The organism is Paracidovorax sp. (assembly GCF_057642795.1).
Genome location: NZ_JBXYZY010000021.1, coordinates 457,478 through 474,627, shown reverse-complemented (window position 1 = coordinate 474,627; position 17,150 = coordinate 457,478). Strand labels below are relative to the sequence as shown.

16 protein-coding genes are annotated in these 17,150 nt (G+C 70.1%); 11 read left to right on the top strand and 5 right to left on the bottom strand.

Features of this window, described 5'->3' with window-relative positions:
• Positions 1-2: 2 nt before the first annotated feature.
• Entirely contained in the window at positions 3-671 is a 669-nt protein-coding gene (locus tag AC3A84_RS09035) for an OmpA family protein (protein ID WP_487969248.1), read from the top strand.
• Between the two features lie 51 nt (positions 672-722).
• Positions 723-1,550: a DUF2894 domain-containing protein gene (locus AC3A84_RS09030; RefSeq protein ID WP_487969247.1), complete on the top strand. Its 828-nt coding sequence runs from the start codon at positions 723-725 to the stop codon at positions 1,548-1,550.
• 25 nt (positions 1,551-1,575) lie between these two features.
• Here the strand turns inward: AC3A84_RS09030 and AC3A84_RS09025 are convergent, their stop codons facing one another.
• Positions 1,576-1,947, bottom strand: coding sequence for a c-type cytochrome (locus AC3A84_RS09025; RefSeq protein WP_487969246.1), 372 nt, complete (start codon positions 1,945-1,947; stop codon positions 1,576-1,578).
• A 197-nt stretch (positions 1,948-2,144) separates the two neighbouring features.
• Positions 2,145-2,576, bottom strand: a complete 432-nt coding sequence (locus AC3A84_RS09020) for a DUF1090 family protein (RefSeq protein WP_487969245.1) — start codon at positions 2,574-2,576, stop codon at positions 2,145-2,147.
• A 281-nt stretch (positions 2,577-2,857) separates the two neighbouring features.
• Here AC3A84_RS09020 and AC3A84_RS09015 point away from each other — a divergent pair, with 281 nt between their 5' ends.
• From AC3A84_RS09015 to AC3A84_RS08995, 5 genes are all read left to right on the top strand, one after another.
• Positions 2,858-4,975: a hybrid sensor histidine kinase/response regulator gene (locus tag AC3A84_RS09015; RefSeq protein ID WP_487969244.1), complete on the top strand. Its 2,118-nt coding sequence runs from the start codon at positions 2,858-2,860 to the stop codon at positions 4,973-4,975.
• 277 nt (positions 4,976-5,252) lie between these two features.
• On the top strand, positions 5,253-6,317 hold the full coding sequence (locus AC3A84_RS09010) for a methionine ABC transporter ATP-binding protein (protein ID WP_487969243.1): 1,065 nt from the start codon (positions 5,253-5,255) through the stop codon (positions 6,315-6,317).
• Between the two features lie 5 nt (positions 6,318-6,322).
• Entirely contained in the window at positions 6,323-6,988 is a 666-nt protein-coding gene (locus AC3A84_RS09005) for a methionine ABC transporter permease (protein WP_487969241.1), read from the top strand.
• Between the two features lie 161 nt (positions 6,989-7,149).
• Positions 7,150-8,730, top strand: a complete 1,581-nt coding sequence (locus tag AC3A84_RS09000; RefSeq protein ID WP_487969240.1) for a methyl-accepting chemotaxis protein — start codon at positions 7,150-7,152, stop codon at positions 8,728-8,730.
• A 149-nt stretch (positions 8,731-8,879) separates the two neighbouring features.
• Positions 8,880-9,620: a MetQ/NlpA family ABC transporter substrate-binding protein gene (locus AC3A84_RS08995; RefSeq protein ID WP_487969340.1), complete on the top strand. Its 741-nt coding sequence runs from the start codon at positions 8,880-8,882 to the stop codon at positions 9,618-9,620.
• A 160-nt stretch (positions 9,621-9,780) separates the two neighbouring features.
• Here the strand turns inward: AC3A84_RS08995 and AC3A84_RS08990 are convergent, their stop codons facing one another.
• Positions 9,781-11,862, bottom strand: a complete 2,082-nt coding sequence (locus AC3A84_RS08990; RefSeq protein WP_487969239.1) for a heavy metal translocating P-type ATPase — start codon at positions 11,860-11,862, stop codon at positions 9,781-9,783.
• An 84-nt stretch (positions 11,863-11,946) separates the two neighbouring features.
• On the opposite strand from AC3A84_RS08990, the gene AC3A84_RS08985 reads away from it, so the two are divergent.
• From AC3A84_RS08985 to AC3A84_RS08970, 4 genes are all read left to right on the top strand, one after another.
• Positions 11,947-12,405 (top strand): MerR family transcriptional regulator, encoded by a 459-nt coding sequence (locus AC3A84_RS08985; RefSeq protein WP_486158082.1) that lies wholly within the window; start codon positions 11,947-11,949, stop codon positions 12,403-12,405.
• 123 nt (positions 12,406-12,528) lie between these two features.
• Positions 12,529-13,347, top strand: coding sequence for an MlaE family ABC transporter permease (locus AC3A84_RS08980; protein ID WP_487969238.1), 819 nt, complete (start codon positions 12,529-12,531; stop codon positions 13,345-13,347).
• A gap of 22 nt (positions 13,348-13,369) precedes the next feature.
• Complete coding sequence (locus AC3A84_RS08975) at positions 13,370-14,377, top strand: MlaD family protein (RefSeq protein WP_487969237.1); 1,008 nt, start codon at positions 13,370-13,372, stop codon at positions 14,375-14,377.
• Positions 14,374-15,039: a hypothetical protein gene (locus AC3A84_RS08970; RefSeq protein WP_487969236.1), complete on the top strand. Its 666-nt coding sequence runs from the start codon at positions 14,374-14,376 to the stop codon at positions 15,037-15,039. Before AC3A84_RS08975 ends, AC3A84_RS08970 begins: the two co-directional genes overlap by 4 nt.
• A gap of 125 nt (positions 15,040-15,164) precedes the next feature.
• Here the strand turns inward: AC3A84_RS08970 and AC3A84_RS08965 are convergent, their stop codons facing one another.
• Together AC3A84_RS08965 and AC3A84_RS08960 are read right to left on the bottom strand one after the other, a co-directional pair.
• Entirely contained in the window at positions 15,165-15,353 is a 189-nt protein-coding gene (locus tag AC3A84_RS08965; RefSeq protein WP_487969235.1) for a hypothetical protein, read from the bottom strand.
• A gap of 206 nt (positions 15,354-15,559) precedes the next feature.
• A complete protein-coding gene (locus tag AC3A84_RS08960; protein WP_487969234.1) occupies positions 15,560-17,095 on the bottom strand; it encodes an NAD(P)H-hydrate dehydratase in 1,536 nt (511 codons plus the stop codon).
• Between the last annotated feature and the right edge of the window lie 55 nt (positions 17,096-17,150).

Below are 17,150 nucleotides of genomic sequence, written 5' to 3'. Positions count from 1 at the left end.
CTATGCTGGGCCATGAAGAACTGGAAGGCGCCGGGGGCGCCAGCCTGGACGCCGAGGTGCCCGTCTGGGCCGTGTTCGGCGACCTGATGGCGGGCGCGCTGGGCGCGTTCGCGCTGATCCTGGTGGCGGCGCTGGGCATGCAGATGGACTTGAGCGAGCGCCTGAAAACCGAGCAGCGCCAGCGCGAGGCGCAGACGCAGCGCCTGCAGACGCTGGAGCAGGCCCTGGCCGGGCCGCTGGCGGGCGGGCGCGTCACGCTGGTGGACGGGCGCATCGGCATCAGCGGCAGCGTGCTGTTCGCGCTCAATTCCAACGAACTGCAACCCGAGGGGCGCCAGCTGCTCAGCAGCCTGTCGGGGCCGCTGGCGAGCTATCTGCGCCAGCGTGGGGAGATCCTGATGGTGAGCGGCTTCACCGATGACCAGCCCCTGAAGGACGGCAACCGCTTCACCGACAACTGGGAGCTTTCGGCCCAACGCGCGCTGACGGTGACGCGCGCGCTCATCGAAGCCGGCGTGCCAGCCGCCAGCGTGTTCGCCGCCGCCTTCGGCGCCGAGCAGGCCGTGGCTTCCAACGCCGACGCGGCCGGCCGCGCCCGCAACCGCCGCGTGGAAATGGCGCCCATGCCGCGCCCGGCGCGCACCGAAGCGGCCGCACCTGCGGGGCATTGAGCACTGACCGGTTCCATGCAAGAACGATCCCCATCGGATGATTTGGCGGCCATGGCACCGGCCCCGGCCTGCGCCGAAAGCCCGCCCCATGCCGCGCCGGACGATCTGAAGATGCAACTGGCCGCCTGGCATGCGCAGGGCGGCCATCGGCTGGAGCCGGTGCGCTTTGCCCTGGTCGAGGCGCTGGCGCGCCGCGCTGCGGATCATCAAGGCGCCGTGCGGCAGGTGCTGGATGCGCGGTTGCAGGCGCTGGCAGCCGACTTGCGGGTGCGGCTGGCCGGCCGGCTGGCCGCCGAGGCCGCCCTGGCCGAAGCCGGGCCCGCGAATCGCATGCGCGGCCGACTGGGGCAGCTGGCGGATCACCTCGCAGGTGTGGCGGAGCCCGGCGTCGCGGCATCCCGCCCGCAAGGGGCTGCGCCCGCACCGTCAGCGGCTGCTGCGACAGGTTCGGCGCGGGGGGCTCGCTCTTCCGCACGCCAGCGCGCGGCGGCAGCGGCTTCCGACGTGGCGGCGATCACCGTGCTGGAATCGCCGCCCCAGGTGCTGCCCAGCATGACGGGTGCGGGCCCGGCGGGGCCTGCGTCTCTCGAATTGGCGGCCGTGCGGCGGTTTCGCGGCACCTGGTCGCGCCTCTCGGCGGAAGAGCGGCTGCGCCAGACCCTGGCCCAGGTGCCGCCCCAGGCCGGGCCCTTGAATGCGCTACATCTGCTGCACCGGGCGCTGGTGGGTATGCACGGCATTTCGCCCGAATATCTGCAGCACTTCGTCGCCCAGGTCGATGCGCTGCTCTGGCTGGAACAGGTGCAGGCGGCCGCGCTGCCTTCGTCCTCCATGGCCCGTGCCAAGGCGCGCGGCAAGCCGGTGGTGCGCAAGCGCTGATCGTTTGTGGCGAAGGGGCTCGGCGCTAGCGCGGCTCGGGCGCACGAGCTGGCAGACGGGTGATCCAGCTGGCAAGTGCCGTCGCCTCGGTGGCGGAAACCTGGGGCTGGCGCGGCATGATGACTCGGCCCCATTCCCCCACGCTGCCCTGGCGTATGCGGCTGGCCAGCCGCTCGGCCGCGCCGGGATCGCTGCGGTAGCGGTCGGCCACCTGCTGGAATGCGGGGCCTACATAGTGGCGCACGACATCGTGGCAGCGGACGCAGCCCTTGTCGTGTGCCAACGTCAGCCCGGATGGGGGCGGTGCGTCAGCGGCGGCCAGGGCCCCGGCGGGACAGAGCAGGGCCAGGGCGAGGCCGACCGGAAGGGCGGGGAAGGCAGGAGGAAGCCAGTGCATGGCGGAGAGGGCGATGTGAGCCGGACTTGCATTGAATGCCGGCAATTCTGGCTCCTATCAGGCCGCGTCGCTTGATCTTGCCAAAAACGGCACTCGGCGCACGCCATGCGTGCGCCGAGTGCTCTATTTTTGATAGTGCGACTGGTGTCGATGAGGGGGCCACCGCAGGCGCTCAACGCGCTGGTGGCTGGTGCCCATCACTGTGCCGTTGGGGCGGGCTTGCTCTTTTCGGGCTGGGCCTTCTTCTTGGCGGAGGCCTCGCGCTTCATGCGCTCCAGCTCCGCCTGGGCCTTGTGCAGTTGGGCGCGGGCCTTGGTGGCATTGCCCTTGCCGTCTTGCTCGGCGGCATCCACTGCCTTCTGCAGCTGGGTCACCTTCTTTTCCTGGGTACTGATGCGGCGTTCGCGCATCACGCGTTCGCCGGGCTCGCTGCAGCTCACGGCCAGCTCGCCCCGGGCGCGTTCCAGCGACATGGCATCAGCGTCCTTGCCGGCGGCCTTGGCGTTTTCCATTTCGCTGGTAAGGCCGGCGCGCTTCTGGGCGCAGTCGTCCGGGTCGGACGGCTGGGCGAGGGAAAGGGCGGAGGCCGACAATGCGGCGATGGCGATCAGGGTCTTGGCGAACTTCATGGCGGGCCTTGTGAAAACGATGCTCCGGAGCATGTCACTGTGCTGTTGCGAGCCCCGTCGGACTGCAGCGCATTCGCGCGCAAGGCAGAGCCACGCCTGCCATACTGGACACTCCCCAGGCGTATTTGTGGCCGCCCGTTGGACGGGCCATGGCAGCGAGCGCCGTCAGGCCGAGGCACATCAAGGTGGGCGTAAAGCGTTCGCCATTAGACTTTCGCCCTGGCGTGAGGTCCAGCGCTGCTTTCTTTCGCCCACTTCAGTCCTGATTGCTTCCCCGTTACATGCTCGTTCCCACTGCCGCGTCCCCCGACTTTCCGAAGGCTTCAGGCCGGATGAGTGACAAGGTGCGCCTGTACGACTGGAGCGACCATCCGCTGGGCCCTCCGGCGCAGTGGCCGTTGATCCTGCGCTTCGCCCTGGAGTCGATGCTCGCCACGCACATTCCGGCCTGCATGATGTGGGGGCGAGACCATTTCTTCTTCTACAACGACGCCTACGGCTCGATCCTCGGGGAGAAGCCTGAGGCGTTGGGCCTGCCGGCGAGCCTGGTGTGGGCCGAGGTCTGGCCGGCCATCCTGCCGCTCGTGGAGCGAACGTTCCGTGGAGAGACCATCTTCATCGAAGACTATGCGCTGGACATCCATCGGCATGGCGTGCCGGAGACGGCGTACTTCACCTTCTGCTACAGCCCGCTGCGGGACGAGCGCGGCGAAGTCGTGGGTCTGCTCGATACGGTGATGGAAACCACCGGCAAGGTGATCGCGGAGACCCGCCTGCGCGAGCAGAACGCCTCGCTGGAAAAGCTGGTGTCGGCGCGCACGGCGGACCGCAACCGGCTGTGGCAGAACTCCGACGCGCTGCTGGTGGTGACGCGGTTCGACGGCGTGATCGTCACGGTCAACCCAGGCTGGACCGCCGCACTGGGCTGGACCGAGGAAGAAACCGTCGGCCGCCACATCCTTTCCTTTGCCCACCCCGACGAGACCAGCGCTGTGCTGGGCGATCTGGACCGCCTGCGCGCCGGGGCCGAGCGCAGTCAGGCCACGCAGCAGTTCCGCCACCGCGACGGCTCCGACCGCTGCATCAGCTGGACGAGCATCCCTGCGGACGGCTTCATCCAGGGTGTGGGCCGCGACATTACCCAGGAGCGTGCCCAGGCCCAGGCACTGCACGACGCGGAAGAGCGGCTGCGCCAGAGCCAGAAGATGGAGGCCGTGGGTCAGCTCACCGGCGGTATCGCGCACGATCTGAACAACATGCTGCAGGGCATCGTGCTGCCGTTGCAGCTGATCCGCCAGCGGGTGGCGCAGCAGCGCTACGGCGACGTGAGCCGCTATGTGGACGCGGGCCTGGCTTCGGCACGGCGCGCCGGCTCGCTCACGCAGCGGTTGCTGGCCTTCTCGCGCCGCCAGCCGCTGGATTCGCGCGCGGTGGACCTGGGCGAATCGCTGCGCGGGCTGGAGACCGTGCTGCGCACCACCTGCGGCGAGAACATCACCATGACCATGGAGCTGGATGACAACGGCTGGCGCGCTCTGACCGACGCGCACCAGTTCGAGAGCGCCATCCTGAACCTGGCGATCAACGCCCGCGACGCCATGCCGCAGGGCGGGCAATTGCGCATCAGCGTGCGCAGCTGCTCGCTGGGCGAGCAGCAGGCCAGCCAGCACCAGGGGCTGGAGCCGGGCGACTACGTGTGCGTGACCGTCGCCGACACCGGCACCGGCATGCCCCGCGAAGTGATCGAGCGCGCCTTCGACCCCTTCTTCACCACCAAGCCCATCGGGCAGGGCACGGGCCTGGGTCTGTCGATGATCTACGGCTACATGCGCCAGACGGGCGGGCTGGCGGTGATCGACAGCGCCGAAGGGCAGGGCACGCGCGTGCATCTGTACTTCGTGCGCACCGAGGCGCCCGAGGCCGAGCAGCGCCACGAGGTGCTCGACAGCCAGCCCGCCGACAAGCGGCCCGATTCCGTGCTGGTGGTGGAGGACGACGACACCGTGCGCTCGCTGGCGGTGGAGCTGCTGCGCGACATGGGCTTTCAGGTCATGCAGGCGGCCAGCGGCACCGAGGCGATGGCACTGCTGTCCGGCGCGCTGCACTTCGACCTGCTCCTGTCTGACGTGGGCCTGCCCGGCCCCAACGGCCGCCAGGTGGCCGACTTCGCCCGCGAGAAGCTGCCGGGCATCCGCGTGATCCTGATGACCGGCTATGCCGAGCAGGCGGCCATGAACCCCAATTTCCTCGGCCCGCAGATGGAACTGCTGGTCAAGCCTTTCGATGCGCAGGCGCTGGTTTCCAAGGTACGGGGCGTGATGGGCATGGCCCTGTCAGGCGATGGGCGTGAGGGCGCCGACGGCGAGGCATCGGCGGGCGATGCCTACCCCTTGTTCTGAAGCGCAGGCTCGCGGAGCGTCGGCTATGAGGGTGTTTTGGGCCCCTTGTGCGCATGTATCAAAGGCGTGATGCTATTATTAGTGTAGCAATATGCCGTCTGCCTACGGGCTGGCAATCGTTGCGACATAACCGGGGCCTATAACCACTCAACGATTCGATCGTTGCCGCCAGCGGCCTGCCGGCTTAGAGTTCTGGCCCTTCACGCATTCGCATTGCGCCGCCCGGCATGCGCTGGCCTGCCGGGCGGCGCTTTCTTTTTTCCTTTCCCTAGCATTCATGATCGACTTACGGGGTATCACCCAGATTTACCAGGGGCCGCAGGGTCCGGTGGAGGCGCTGCGCGGCATCGACCTGCACATCCAGCCCGGCGAGGTGTTCGGCATCATCGGCAAGAGCGGGGCGGGCAAAAGCTCGCTGGTGCGCGTCATCAACCTGCTGAACCGGCCGACCACGGGCCAGGTGATCGTCGGCGGAAGCGATCTGGCGCAGATGAACGATGCCCAGCTGCGCGAGGCGCGCCGGGGCATCGGCATGGTGTTCCAGCACTTCAACCTGCTGTCGTCGCGCACGGTGTTCGACAACGCCGCGCTGCCGCTGGAGCTGGCCGGCATGGACCGCGCCGCCATCCGCGAGCGCGTGAACCCGCTGCTGGAGCTGGTGGGCCTGTCGCATCTGGCGGACCGCTACCCCGCGCAGATCAGCGGCGGGCAGAAGCAGCGCGTGGGCATCGCCCGGGCGCTGGCCAGCCGGCCCAAGGTGCTGCTCTCCGACGAGGCGACTTCGGCGCTGGACCCGGAGACCACCCGCTCCATCCTGGCGCTGCTGCGGCAGGTCAACCGCGAGCTGGGCCTCACGGTGGTGCTCATCACCCACCAGATGCAGGTCATCAAGCAGGTGGCCGACCGCGTGGCCGTGATCGACGCCGGCCGCATCGTGGAGCAGGGCCCGGTGCTGCAGGTGTTCACGCGCCCGCAGCAGCCCATCACCAAGAGCCTGATCGACGAGATCCTGCCCCAGGAGCTGCCCGCCAGCGTGCTTCAGCATGTCCGCCACCTGGCCTCGCAACTGCCTGCTCAGGAGTCGGGCGAGCTGCTGCGCCTTTCGTATGCGGGCGAGCATGCCTACCAGCCCATCCTCTCGCGGCTGATCCGCGAGCACGGGCTGGATCTGTCCATCCTGCACGGGCAGATCGACGAGATCCAGGGCCAGACCTTCGGTTCGCTGGCGGTCTATGTGAGCGGCGAGGGCACTCGCCTGGCCGCCGCCGTGGCGCAGTTGCGTGCCGAGGGCGTGGTGGTGGATGAAGTGAAGGTGTCCGCTCGCGCGGGCTTGGAGGGCTGAGAGCGATGTTCGAGAATTTTTCCGAAATGATGGTGGAGCTGTTCGTCACCTCGCTGTGGGAGACGCTCATCATGGTGGGCATCTCCGGCGTGGCGGGCGCGCTCATCGGCATTCCGCTGGGCGTCTTCCTGCGGCTGACCGACAAGGGCGGCGTGCTGGAGAACGGTGCCGTGAACAAGACGGTGGGCTGGATCGTGAACGCCGTGCGCTCCACGCCGTTCATCATCTTGCTGGTGGCGATCATCCCGTTCACGCGCTTCATCACGGGCTCCTCCATCGGCACGGCCGCCGCCGTGGTGCCGCTCACCATCGCCGCCGCGCCCTTCATCGCGCGGCTGGTGGAAGCCTCGTTGCGTGAGGTGGACAACGGGCTGATCGAAGCCGCCCAGTCCATGGGCGCTACTACCTGGCAGATCGTCTGGAAGGTGCTGCTGCCCGAGGCGCTGCCCGGCATCGTCGCGGGCCTGACCATCACCTTCGTCAGCCTCACGGGCTATTCGGCCATGGCCGGTGCCATCGGCGGCGGTGGGCTGGGCGACCTGGGCATCCGCTACGGCTACCAGCGCTTCCTGCCCGACATCATGCTGGCCGTGGTCGTGGTGCTGATCTTCTTCGTGCAGGCCGTGCAGAGCCTGGGCGACTGGGCCGTGCGCCGCCTGAGCCACCGCTGAGCGAATCCCGGCGACTGAGCCTGCGCTGCCCCCGGCGGCAGCCGCTCCAGGGTTGAGCACGATCTGGCCGGGATTCATCGGCGCGATAGAAATTTCGATGCCTTCGGGCACTGCGGCGGGTCGTACCATTCCGTGACACTTTTTGACACAGGATGAACCGCATGGTTTTCTCTCGCATGACCGTGGCCCGCCGCCTCACGGTTGCTTTCGGCCTCGTGCTGGGCCTGCTGGTGGTGCTGGTCGGCATCGCGCTCATGAAGGTGTTGGTCATCGACCGGGCCCTTGGCGCCAACGATGCCGAGCATGTGCCCATCCAGCGCTACGCCATCAACTTCCGGGGCTCGGCGCACGACCGCTCCATCGCCGTGCGCGACGTGGTGCTGGCCGCCACGCCCGAGGAACGCGAGCGCGAGGTGGGCGTCATCGCATCGCTGGCCGCGTTCTATGCACAGTCTGCCGCGCCGCTGGAAGCGCTTCTCGCCCAGCCCGGCACCGCGCCGGAGCTCAAGCAACTCTACGAAGACATCCGCACCCGCGAAGCCCAGGCCGTGGCCACCACGCAGCGCATCGTGGCCCTGTCCGGCGCGGGCGATGCCGCCGCGCGCACCGTGCTCTGGGGCGAGGCCAAGCCACAATACGTGCAGTGGCTGGCCTCCATCAACCGGCTCATTGACTTTGAAGAAGCGCGCATCCGTTCGGAAAACGCGGTGGCGCTGGAGCAGGCGCGGGGCTTTCTCGCCGTCATGCTGACCGCGCTGGTCATGGCCCTGGGCGTGAGCGCGCTGGTGGCCTGGGCCGTGTCGCGCAGCCTGCTGGGGCAGCTGGGTGCCGAGCCGCTGGCGCTGGCGAGCCTCGCGGGCCGCGTGGCCTCGGGCGACCTGAGCCCCCTGGCCGGCGCCGCGACGGCGCGGCCCGGCAGCGTGCTGGCCTCGCTGGGTGGCATGCAGCAGAACCTGGCCGCCGTGGTGGCGCAGGTGAGCGCGGCATCGCAGCAGGTCAGCCATGGCTCGGTCGAGATCGCCCAGGGCAACCACGGCCTGCTGCAGCGCACGGAGGAGCAGGCACAACACCTGCAGCAGACCACGGCGTCGATGGAGCGCATGACCGAATCGGTCAATGGCAATGCCGAATCGGCCCGCCAGGCCGCGCAGCTGGCGCGGTCGGCCAGCGCCGCCGCCGGCAAAGGCGGCACGGTGGTGGGCGAGGTGGTGGCCACCATGGACGCGATCACGGCCAGTTCCAGCCAGATCGCCGACATCATTGGCGTGATCGACGGTATCGCCTTCCAGACCAACATCCTGGCGCTCAATGCGGCCGTGGAAGCGGCCCGTGCCGGCGAGCAGGGCAAGGGCTTCGCCGTGGTGGCCAGCGAGGTGCGCAGCCTCGCGCAGCGCAGCGCCCAGGCGGCCCGCGAGATCAAATCGCTCATCGACCAGAGCGTGGCGCGCGTGGGCGAGGGCGCCCGCCAGGTGGCTCAGGCCGGCTCGGCCATGACGGACATCGTCGAACAGGTCGAGCGGGTGACACAGCTCATCGCCGGCATCGACGAGGCCACCGCCCAGCAGGCGCGCGGCATCGCATCGGTGGGCCAGGCTGTCACGCAGCTCGACGGCGCCACCCAGCAGAACGCGGCCATGGTCGAGCAAAGCGCGGCGGCGGCGCACGACCTGCAGCGGCAGGCCGCCCATCTGGCGCAGGTGGTCAGCGTGTTCAAGCTGGAGCAGGGCGGCGCTGGCGCTTGAGCCTTTGGTTCTGAGCACATGCCCATTCGATCGTTGGCGGGTGGGCATCGGGCACGTACGATCGAAGGCTTTTCCTCCTCAAGGTATTTTTCGTGAACAAGCGTTCCCTTCTTCAGTCCACCCTCGCCCTGTCCGCCGCCGCTCTCTTCATGCAGGGTGCGCTGGCGCAGGACAAGCCCATCAAGGTCGGCGTGACGGCCGGCCCGCACGCGCAGATCATGGAACACGTCAAGAAGATCGCCGAGAAGGACGGCCTGAAGATCCAGATCGTCGAATTCAGCGACTACGTGCAGCCCAACGCCGCGCTGGCCGCCGGCGACCTGGACGCCAACAGCTACCAGCACAAGCCCTACCTGGACGCGCAGGTGAAGGACCGGGGCTACAAGCTGGTTCCGGTGGGCTATACGGTCAACTTCCCCATCGGCCTCTATTCCAAGAAGGTCAAGAAGCTCGAAGAGCTGAAGGAGGGCGCTCGCTTCGGCATCCCGAACGATCCCACCAACGGCGGCCGCGTGCTGCTGGTGCTGCAGGACAAGGGCCTGATCAAGCTCAAGGACGGCGCGGGCCTCAAGGCCACGCCGCTCGATGTGGTGAGCAACCCCAAGAAGCTGCGCTTCGTGGAGCTGGACGCGGCCCAGCTGGCCCGCTCGCTGGACGACCTGGATGCCGCCGCTGTCAACACCAACTTCGCGCTGTCTGCGGGTCTGAATCCGGCCAAGGACGCCATCGCCCAGGAAAGCGCCAAGAGCCCCTACGTGAACGTCATCGCCGTGCGCGACGCCGACAAGGACAAGCCCTGGGTCTCCAAGCTGCTCAAGGCGTATCAGTCCGACGACACGCGCCGCTTCATCCAGACGGAATTCAAGGGCGCGGTGCTGGCCGGCTGGTAAGCGGCCGCGCCATCCCGTCCTGACGGGGCTTGCCGGCGCCGTGACACTGCCGGCGTCCCGCGTCGCCGCACGCCTGCCTGGCGCGCTTCCGGCAAGACCTGCCACGCAGGCTTTTCCCTGGGCAGGGCGAGGTGTGCATCTGCGGGCTCTGCGCAGGCGCTCAGGCCTTGGAAGACGGCCGCAGCATGCGCAGCCCGTTGCCCACCACCAGCAGGCTGGCGCCCATGTCGGCGAACACGGCCATCCACATCGTGGCCTGGCCGGCCAGCGCCAGGCCGAAGAACACGGCCTTGATGCCCAGCGCCAGGGCGATGTTCTGCAGCAGCACGGCTTGGGTGCGGCGCGAGAGGCGCACGGTCTCGGCCACGCGGCGCAGGTCGTCGTTCATGATGACCACGTCGGCGGTTTCCATGGCCACGTCGGTGCCGGCCGCGCCCATGGCGAAGCCGATGTCGGCGCGGGCCAGGGCGGGGGCGTCGTTGATGCCGTCGCCGGCCATGGCCGTGGGGCCGTGGCGCTGCTGCAGCGCGGCGATGGCGGTGAGCTTCTGTTCGGGCAGCAGGCCGGCCTGCACGTCGTCGATACCCGCCTCGCGCGCGGCGGCGTGGGCGGCTGCGGCATGGTCGCCGGTCAGCATGACGGGCACGATGCCCAGGGCGCGCAGCTCGGCCACGGCCTGCGCGGCCTGCGGGCGCACGGTGTCGGCCACGGCGAAGAGGGCGCGCACGGCGGTGGCGTCGGCCAGCAGGGTCACGCTGCGGCCGGCGGCTTCGTGCGCGGCGGCGGCGTCCTCCACCGCGGCAGTCCAGAGGCCGCGCTCTTCGGCCATGCGGCGGTTGCCCAGCAGCCAGGTGGCGCCCGCGATGCGGCCGGTGACGCCCCGGCCGGGCAGGGCGGTGAAGTCCTCCACCGGCAGGGGGGTGCCTGCCGCGCCCGGCGCGGCCAGGCCCGCGGCGATGGCCAGCGAGACGGGGTGGTCCGAGCGCCCGGCCAGTGCGGCGGCCACGTCTGCGGCGCCGTCATGGCCGAAGACGTGACTGCCCACCAGCACCGGGCGGCCGGCGGTCACCGTGCCGGTCTTGTCGAAGGCCACGGCGCGCAGGCTGCGGGCCTGCTCCAGCCAGCTGCCGCCCTTGATGAGAATGCCGCGCCGCGCGGCTGCCGCCAGCCCGCTGACCACGGTGACGGGCGTGGAGAGCACCAGCGCGCAGGGGCAGGCGATGACCAGCAGCACCAGCGCGCGGTAGATGGCGTCCAGCCAGGCCCAGCCCAGCAGCAGCGGCGCACCCACGGCCACGGCGGCGGCCATGATGAAGATGGCGGGCGTGTAGATGGCGGCGAAGCGGTCCACCAGCCGCTGGGTGGGCGCGCGCGTGGCCTGGGCTTCTTCCACGGCGCGGATGATGCGGTCCAGCGTGGTCTGGCCGGGCGCGGAGGTCACGCGCAGCTGCAGTTCGGCCTGCGCGTTGAGCGTGCCGGCGAAGAGGCCATCGCCGGGCGCCTTGTCCACGGCCAGGCTCTCGCCCGTGACGCTGGATTCATCGACCGCGCCGCGGCCGGCCGTCACCACGCCGTCGAGCGGCACGCGCGCGCCGGGGCGCACGCGCACGGTGGCGCCCACGGGCACGTCGCCCGCGGCCACGGTGCGCCACTGGCCGTCCGCGCCCAGCAGCTCGGCCTGCTCGGGGCTGAGCGCCAGCAGCGCGCCGATGGCGTTGCGCGCGCGGCCCACGGCGCCGTCCTCGATGCGTTCGGCCAGGGCGTAGAGCGCCATCACCATCGCCGCCTCGGGCCACTGCCCGATCAGGAAGGCTCCGGTGACGGCCACTGCCATCAGCGCACTGATGCCCAGCTGCCCGCGCAGCACCGAGCGGATGCCGCTGCGGTAAATGCCCAACCCCGCGAGCAGGATGGCACCTGCGGCTACCGCCATGCCGGCCACGCGCCAGGCCGTGGTGTCCGGGCCCAGCAGGTGCAGCAGTTCGGCGGCCGTGGCCGCCACCAGCGCTGCGGCCAGGCGGCCCCAGCCGGGCAGTGCGCCGTGGTCGTGGCCCTCATGGTCGCTGTGATCGTGGCCGTGGTCGTCGGCCGCGGCGTGATCGTGGCTGTGGCTGGGCGCAGCCGGCGGGGTGGCACGGGGGGCGGCGGTCGGTGCGGAGCAGGTGCCGCCGCAGCAGGCGATGTCGATGCGCGGCGGGGTGCTAGCGGCGCGGGCGGGGGATGGGCGGGTGGCCTCGGTCATGGCAGGGTGAATCCTCTCTGGTGGGCCCGCTTCCGGCAGGCCATGCCATGATTGAAAACCTTGAAGCCACTCGAAGGTCAAGCCATGTCCACGCCAAGCCCCCACTACCGTATCGGCGACGCCGCCCGCCTCTCGGGCGTGTCGGCCGCCAATATCCGCTACTACGACAAGGAAGGCCTGCTGCCCGCCCAGGCCCGAGCCGAGAACAGCTATCGGCTCTATGGCGACGACGACGTGCATCGCCTGCGCTTCATCCGCCTGTGCCGCGCCATGGACATGTCGCTGGACGAGGTGCGCTCGCTGCTGGCGCTGGACGTGCATTCCGAGGAAGATGGCCATGCCGCCTGCGCCACGCTGGACGGGCACCTGAGCCACGTCCGCACGCGGCTCGACGAGCTGCGCGTGCTGGAGTCCGAGCTGCTCTCGCTGCGCGGGCGCTGCAACGGCCAGGGCGCGCAGTGCCGCGTGATCGAGGCGCTGCACGAACGCGCCGACGCCCAGCCCGCGCCTCCGCCCGTGCCGGCCAGCCGCCGGCATGTGTGATGCGGCGTGGCGGCGGGTGGCTTGCAATCTGCTCTGAAAGTGATAGCTGCCTGCCCAGATGGATCAGGCGCTATCGCCTGATTTGTTACCTTTTTTCGCAGTGCTGCCCCTATCATCGGCCCGATGACGACCCGCTCCGCGCCCCTTGTGCCCCTGAGCCTTGCCGAACGCATCGGCCGGGGCGTGCGGCTGCGGGCGCTGGCCTGGTGGCGCACCGTCCATCTGGCGGCGGTGGTGGCGGTGCTGGTGCTCTCGCCCTCGAGCTGGGGCCGTGCGGCGCGCTGGCGCGTGGCGCGGCATGTGGTGCAGGGCACCGTTCCCATCCTGTTCGGCTTCACGGTCCTGGCGGCACTCATCAGCCTGGTCATCACGCGCATCGTGGTCGTCACCGCGCAGAGCTACGGCCTCTCGCGCTATGCGCTGGAGATGGTCATCCGCGTGCTGGTGCTGGAGCTGATCCCGCTCACCGCTTCGCTTTTCGTGGCACTGCGCGCCACCATCCCCAACGGCACGCAGATGGCGCTGCTGCGCCAGTCCGGCCGCTTCGACACGCTGCGCGGCCGTGGCGCCGACCCGGTGCGCGTGGAGATCCTGCCGCGCGTGGTGGCGGGCGTCTATGCCAGCATCACCCTGGCGGCGCTCTCCTGCGTGGTGGCCGTGGTCACCACCTATCTGGCCGTGTATGGCTTCACTGTGGCCGAACTGGCGGGGTACACCCGCATGTTCGGGCAGGTATTCACCCCGCAGATCACCCTGGTGTTTGCACTCAAGACGCTGTTCTTCAGTCTCGCGGTGGCGCTCATTCCGATGGCCTCGGGCCTCTACGAAAGCGGGGACGCGCGCACTGCCATGCAGCCCGCGTCCGAGCTGGGCGGCCTCGCGCGCATGTTTGCCGTGCTGCTCTTGATCGAGGTCACGTCCCTGGTGGGCAACTATTACTGAAGAAGACAACCCCTTTCCCGCGATGAACCGCCCCACCGATCCCCTCGTGCCACCTTCGCCGCCCGAGCCCGCCGATGACCTGCTGCTGCGCCCGGTCGCCCATCTGGAGCGCAAGGCCGCCGCGTTGCTGGCGCTCACGCTCGCCCTCATCGTGGGCGCGGCGCTCTACCTGATGTATGCGCGCGGCGTGTTCGAACCCACGCAGCGGCTGGTGCTCACGGCTGACGATTCCGAGGGCGTGGTGGTGGGCATGGACATGACCTTTTCCGGCTTTCCGATCGGCCGGGTGCGCAGCATCGAGCTGGCGCCCGACGGCAATGTGCGCATCGCCATCGACGTGGCCCGTCGCGACGCTCACTGGCTGCGCGAATCCAGTGTCTTCACCCTGGTGCGCGGCATCGTGGGCGGCACCACCATCAAGGCCTACAGCGGCATCCTGTCAGATCCGCCGCTGCCTGACGGCGCCCAGCGCCCGGTGCTGCGCGGCGACGCCACGGCCGAGATCCCGCAGCTGATGGCCTCCGCCCGCGAACTCATGGGCAACCTCAGCGCCATGACGGCCGAAGGGTCGCCCCTTAACGGCACCGTAGGCCAGGTGCGTACGCTGAGCGAGCGGCTCAATGCTCCGGGCGGGGCGCTGGGCGTGCTGATGGGCAGCGAGGCCGATGCCAAAAAGATCAGCCAGACCCTGGACCGTACCAACCAGCTGCTGGCCCGCATCGACGCCATGGCCGCCAAGGCCGATCGGCAGGTGTTCGGCGCGGGGGGCGACCCCGGCCTGGTGCCTGAGGTGCGCGCTGCCGTGGTGCAGCTCAATGGCTTGCTGGCCGACACGCGCCAGAGCCTGAAGAAGGTCGATGTCGTGCTGGCTGAAGCCCAGGCCATCGGCGCCAACACCCGCGAAGCCACCACCGACCTGGGTACCCTGCGCGCCGAGGTGGAGGCCAGCCTGCGCAAGGTCGAAGGCCTGGTGAACGACGTCCAGCGCAAATGGCCTTTCGCGCGCGAAACCGAATTGAAGCTGCCATGACCCTGCCCAGGCACCTCGCCGTCATCACCCTGGCGCTGTTGGCCGGCTGTGCCAGCCGCCCGCCCGCACCCGACTGGGCCCTGAACGCCCACGATGCCGCGGCCCGCGCCACCGAGGCCTATCTGTCGGGCGACAGCCGAGTGGTCGATCTGGAATGGTCGCGCGCCCGCGCCGAAGTGGCCCGCACCGGCCGGCTCGACCTACTGGCCCGCGTAGAGCTGCTGCGCTGCGCGGCGCAGCGGGCGGCGCTCGACCTGCAGCCCTGCGCCGCCTTCGAGGCCCTCCGCCCCGACGCGCAGCCGCCCGAGCGCGCCTATGCCGATTACCTGGCCGGCCACCTGGCGCCGGCCGACGCGGCGCTGCTGCCGCCGGCCCAGCGCCAGGCGGCGCAGGCGGCCCGGACAGGCGCCATCGCCAGCATCGACGACCCGCTCGCGCGTCTGGTGGCCTCATCGGTCGCCGTTCAGGCCGGGCGCAGCGACGACACCGTGCTGGCTGCTGCGGTCGATGCGGCTTCGGCCAGGGGGTGGCGCCGGCCGCTGCTGGCGTGGCTGGGCCTGCGTGCCCGAGAGGCAGCGGAGCGCGGTGATGCGGGACTTGCCGCAGCACTGCAGCGCCGCATCGCTGTGGTGCAGGGCCGGGGCACCCCGCAAGGGCCCTGATCGGAAGCCTGTCGACGCAAAAAAGCCGCCTGCAAGGGCGGCTGTGTCGTCGGAGCGGCGGCAGGTGCGTTGGAGCCGTCGCAGACGCGCTCCCTGCTTCGAGTGAGCCCCCGCGTTTCAGCGCCTCATTCGATCAGGTCGGATGGCAGGATGCTGTCCAGATGGCTGGGGAGGCTGACCATCGAATCGGCCGCCTGCACCGCCTGTTCTGGCACCAGGGTCATGGCCGTCGCCGCAACGGCCAGCATGACGGTTACGGCAAAGGCGCCGAATGCGTTGAACGCGCGGATTCCAGAGGAGACGTGGCGTTTCATGGCAGTTGTCCTGGGTTGCGATGTAGGGTGTGGAAGACGCCTGCAGTGCGCTGTGGCGTGTATCAATTAAACGCCCCAAACATGCCCAAAGTTGTCGGACAAATGGCCTGGGACACGTGCGATGACCACCGTTACTTCTGTTTGCGAAGCCGCCGCGAATGCGCGCAAAACCAGCCCGCGCGAGGAGCGCTCCGCGTGCCTGGCCATCAGCGTGCCAGGGCGCGTGCCAGTGCCGAGGCTGTCAACGCCTGCGAGGCCGGCCAGGCGTCCGCCGCTTCGCCGTGCCTCCAGCAGGCGCGCAGCGCCGCGTTGAAGGCCGCATCGGCCGTGCCTTCGGGCATGGCGGCCAGCACGGCGCCGAGCAGGCCGGCCAGCACGTCCCCGGTGCCGCCCGTCGCCAGCTGCCCATTACCCGTGGGGTTGATGCGGGGCTCCTGTCCAGGCGACGCCACCACGCTGCCCGATCCCTTGAGCACCACGGCGCAGCGATAGCGGCTGGCCAGTTCTTGGGCGGCCTGCAGGCGGTCGGCCTGGACGCTGCCGGTGTCCGAGTTCAGCAGGCGCGCCGCTTCCAGCGGATGGGGTGTGATGACGGTGGCTCCGCTACCTATCCCATCGGCTCGGCGGCAGAGCTGATCTTGCAGCGCCGGGTCTTCGGCCACCGCGTTGAGCGCATCGGCATCCAGCACCAGCCGCAGCGATCGCCGCAGCACCTCGGGCAGCACGGCGCGCACGGCATGGCCGCCGCCGCAGCCGCATACGACGGTGGCTTGCTCCAGCACCAGTGCATCGAACCGGCGCAGCATGCATTCGGGCTGCAACAGATCGGCCTGCAGGACCCCGCCATCCAGCAGGCTGAGCATGACCCGGCCCGCGCCACCGTGCAGCGCCGCCGATGCGGCGAGCAGGGCGGCGCCCGTCATGCCCATGCCGCGCGCCGAAAGCCCTTCGCCCCCGATCACGGCCACATCGCCGTGGCTGCCCTTGTGGCTGGCATGGGCGCGGGTGCGGGGCCTGGCCGGTGCGGAAAGCCAGGCGGCGGGAGGCTCCTGCAGCGAGGCGGCTCCCAGATCGTCGAACCAGACCGTGCCCGCCTCGTCGCGGCCCAGGCCGGTGAAAAGGCCGGGGTGCAGCGTGAGCAGCGACAGCGTCTGCCGGGGTGATGCGGGCGGCCTGTGGGCGGCATCAGGCGCCAGTCCGGGCGCGAACTGGCCCGTGTCCGCGATCAGGCCGGAGGGCACATCCACGCACAGCACGGGCGCCGTACTCGTGCGCAGCCGGCGCAGCAAGTGCAGGAGATCGGCCTGGGGCGCGCGGCCCTGCCGGCTGGCGCAGAGACCGATGCCCAGCAGTGCGTCGATGCAAAGGTCGTACGGGCCGAGGTCGGAGGGGGCGTCTTCCTGGAACAACACCCCGGCATCGCGGGCGCGCTGCCAGGAGGCGAGAGCGTCAGCCGGCGCGGTGTCGGGCCGGCCGGTCCAGCTCACCACCACCCGGCGGCCGGCCTGGTGCAGGAGGGCCGCGGCTTCCAGCCCGTCGCCACCGTTGTTGCCGGCCCCGCAGGCCAGCCAGATGGTGCCGGCATGCGGGGCAATGGCCTCGGCCAGCCGAGCCACCGCCGCACCGGCGCGCTGCATCAGCGTATGAGGGGCCGAGAGGCGGATGGCCGCAGCCTCCAGGCGCCTGGTAGCGGCCGTGTCGTGCAGCGGATGGGGGCGGTCGAAGGCAAGGCGCTGGAGCATGCGGCCATTGTGGCGCGTGCGGCCGCTGATGCCTGTCGGATGCTTTGCGAATCGG

What these genes read in the sequence shown, in the direction of transcription:
- AC3A84_RS09035 (WP_487969248.1), top strand. Translation starts at nt 3, where the DNA reads ATGCTGGGCCATGAAGAACTGGAAGGCGCCGGGGGCGCCAGCCTGGAC.
- AC3A84_RS09030 (WP_487969247.1), top strand. Translation starts at nt 723, where the DNA reads ATGGCACCGGCCCCGGCCTGCGCCGAAAGCCCGCCCCATGCCGCGCCG.
- AC3A84_RS09025 (WP_487969246.1), bottom strand. Translation starts at nt 1,947, where the DNA reads ATGCACTGGCTTCCTCCTGCCTTCCCCGCCCTTCCGGTCGGCCTCGCC.
- AC3A84_RS09020 (WP_487969245.1), bottom strand. Translation starts at nt 2,576, where the DNA reads ATGAAGTTCGCCAAGACCCTGATCGCCATCGCCGCATTGTCGGCCTCC.
- AC3A84_RS09015 (WP_487969244.1), top strand. Translation starts at nt 2,858, where the DNA reads ATGCTCGTTCCCACTGCCGCGTCCCCCGACTTTCCGAAGGCTTCAGGC.
- AC3A84_RS09010 (WP_487969243.1), top strand. Translation starts at nt 5,253, where the DNA reads ATGATCGACTTACGGGGTATCACCCAGATTTACCAGGGGCCGCAGGGT.
- AC3A84_RS09005 (WP_487969241.1), top strand. Translation starts at nt 6,323, where the DNA reads ATGTTCGAGAATTTTTCCGAAATGATGGTGGAGCTGTTCGTCACCTCG.
- AC3A84_RS09000 (WP_487969240.1), top strand. Translation starts at nt 7,150, where the DNA reads ATGGTTTTCTCTCGCATGACCGTGGCCCGCCGCCTCACGGTTGCTTTC.
- AC3A84_RS08995 (WP_487969340.1), top strand. Translation starts at nt 8,880, where the DNA reads ATGCAGGGTGCGCTGGCGCAGGACAAGCCCATCAAGGTCGGCGTGACG.
- AC3A84_RS08990 (WP_487969239.1), bottom strand. Translation starts at nt 11,862, where the DNA reads ATGACCGAGGCCACCCGCCCATCCCCCGCCCGCGCCGCTAGCACCCCG.
- AC3A84_RS08985 (WP_486158082.1), top strand. Translation starts at nt 11,947, where the DNA reads ATGTCCACGCCAAGCCCCCACTACCGTATCGGCGACGCCGCCCGCCTC.
- AC3A84_RS08980 (WP_487969238.1), top strand. Translation starts at nt 12,529, where the DNA reads ATGACGACCCGCTCCGCGCCCCTTGTGCCCCTGAGCCTTGCCGAACGC.
- AC3A84_RS08975 (WP_487969237.1), top strand. Translation starts at nt 13,370, where the DNA reads ATGAACCGCCCCACCGATCCCCTCGTGCCACCTTCGCCGCCCGAGCCC.
- AC3A84_RS08970 (WP_487969236.1), top strand. Translation starts at nt 14,374, where the DNA reads ATGACCCTGCCCAGGCACCTCGCCGTCATCACCCTGGCGCTGTTGGCC.
- AC3A84_RS08965 (WP_487969235.1), bottom strand. Translation starts at nt 15,353, where the DNA reads ATGAAACGCCACGTCTCCTCTGGAATCCGCGCGTTCAACGCATTCGGC.
- AC3A84_RS08960 (WP_487969234.1), bottom strand. Translation starts at nt 17,095, where the DNA reads ATGCTCCAGCGCCTTGCCTTCGACCGCCCCCATCCGCTGCACGACACG.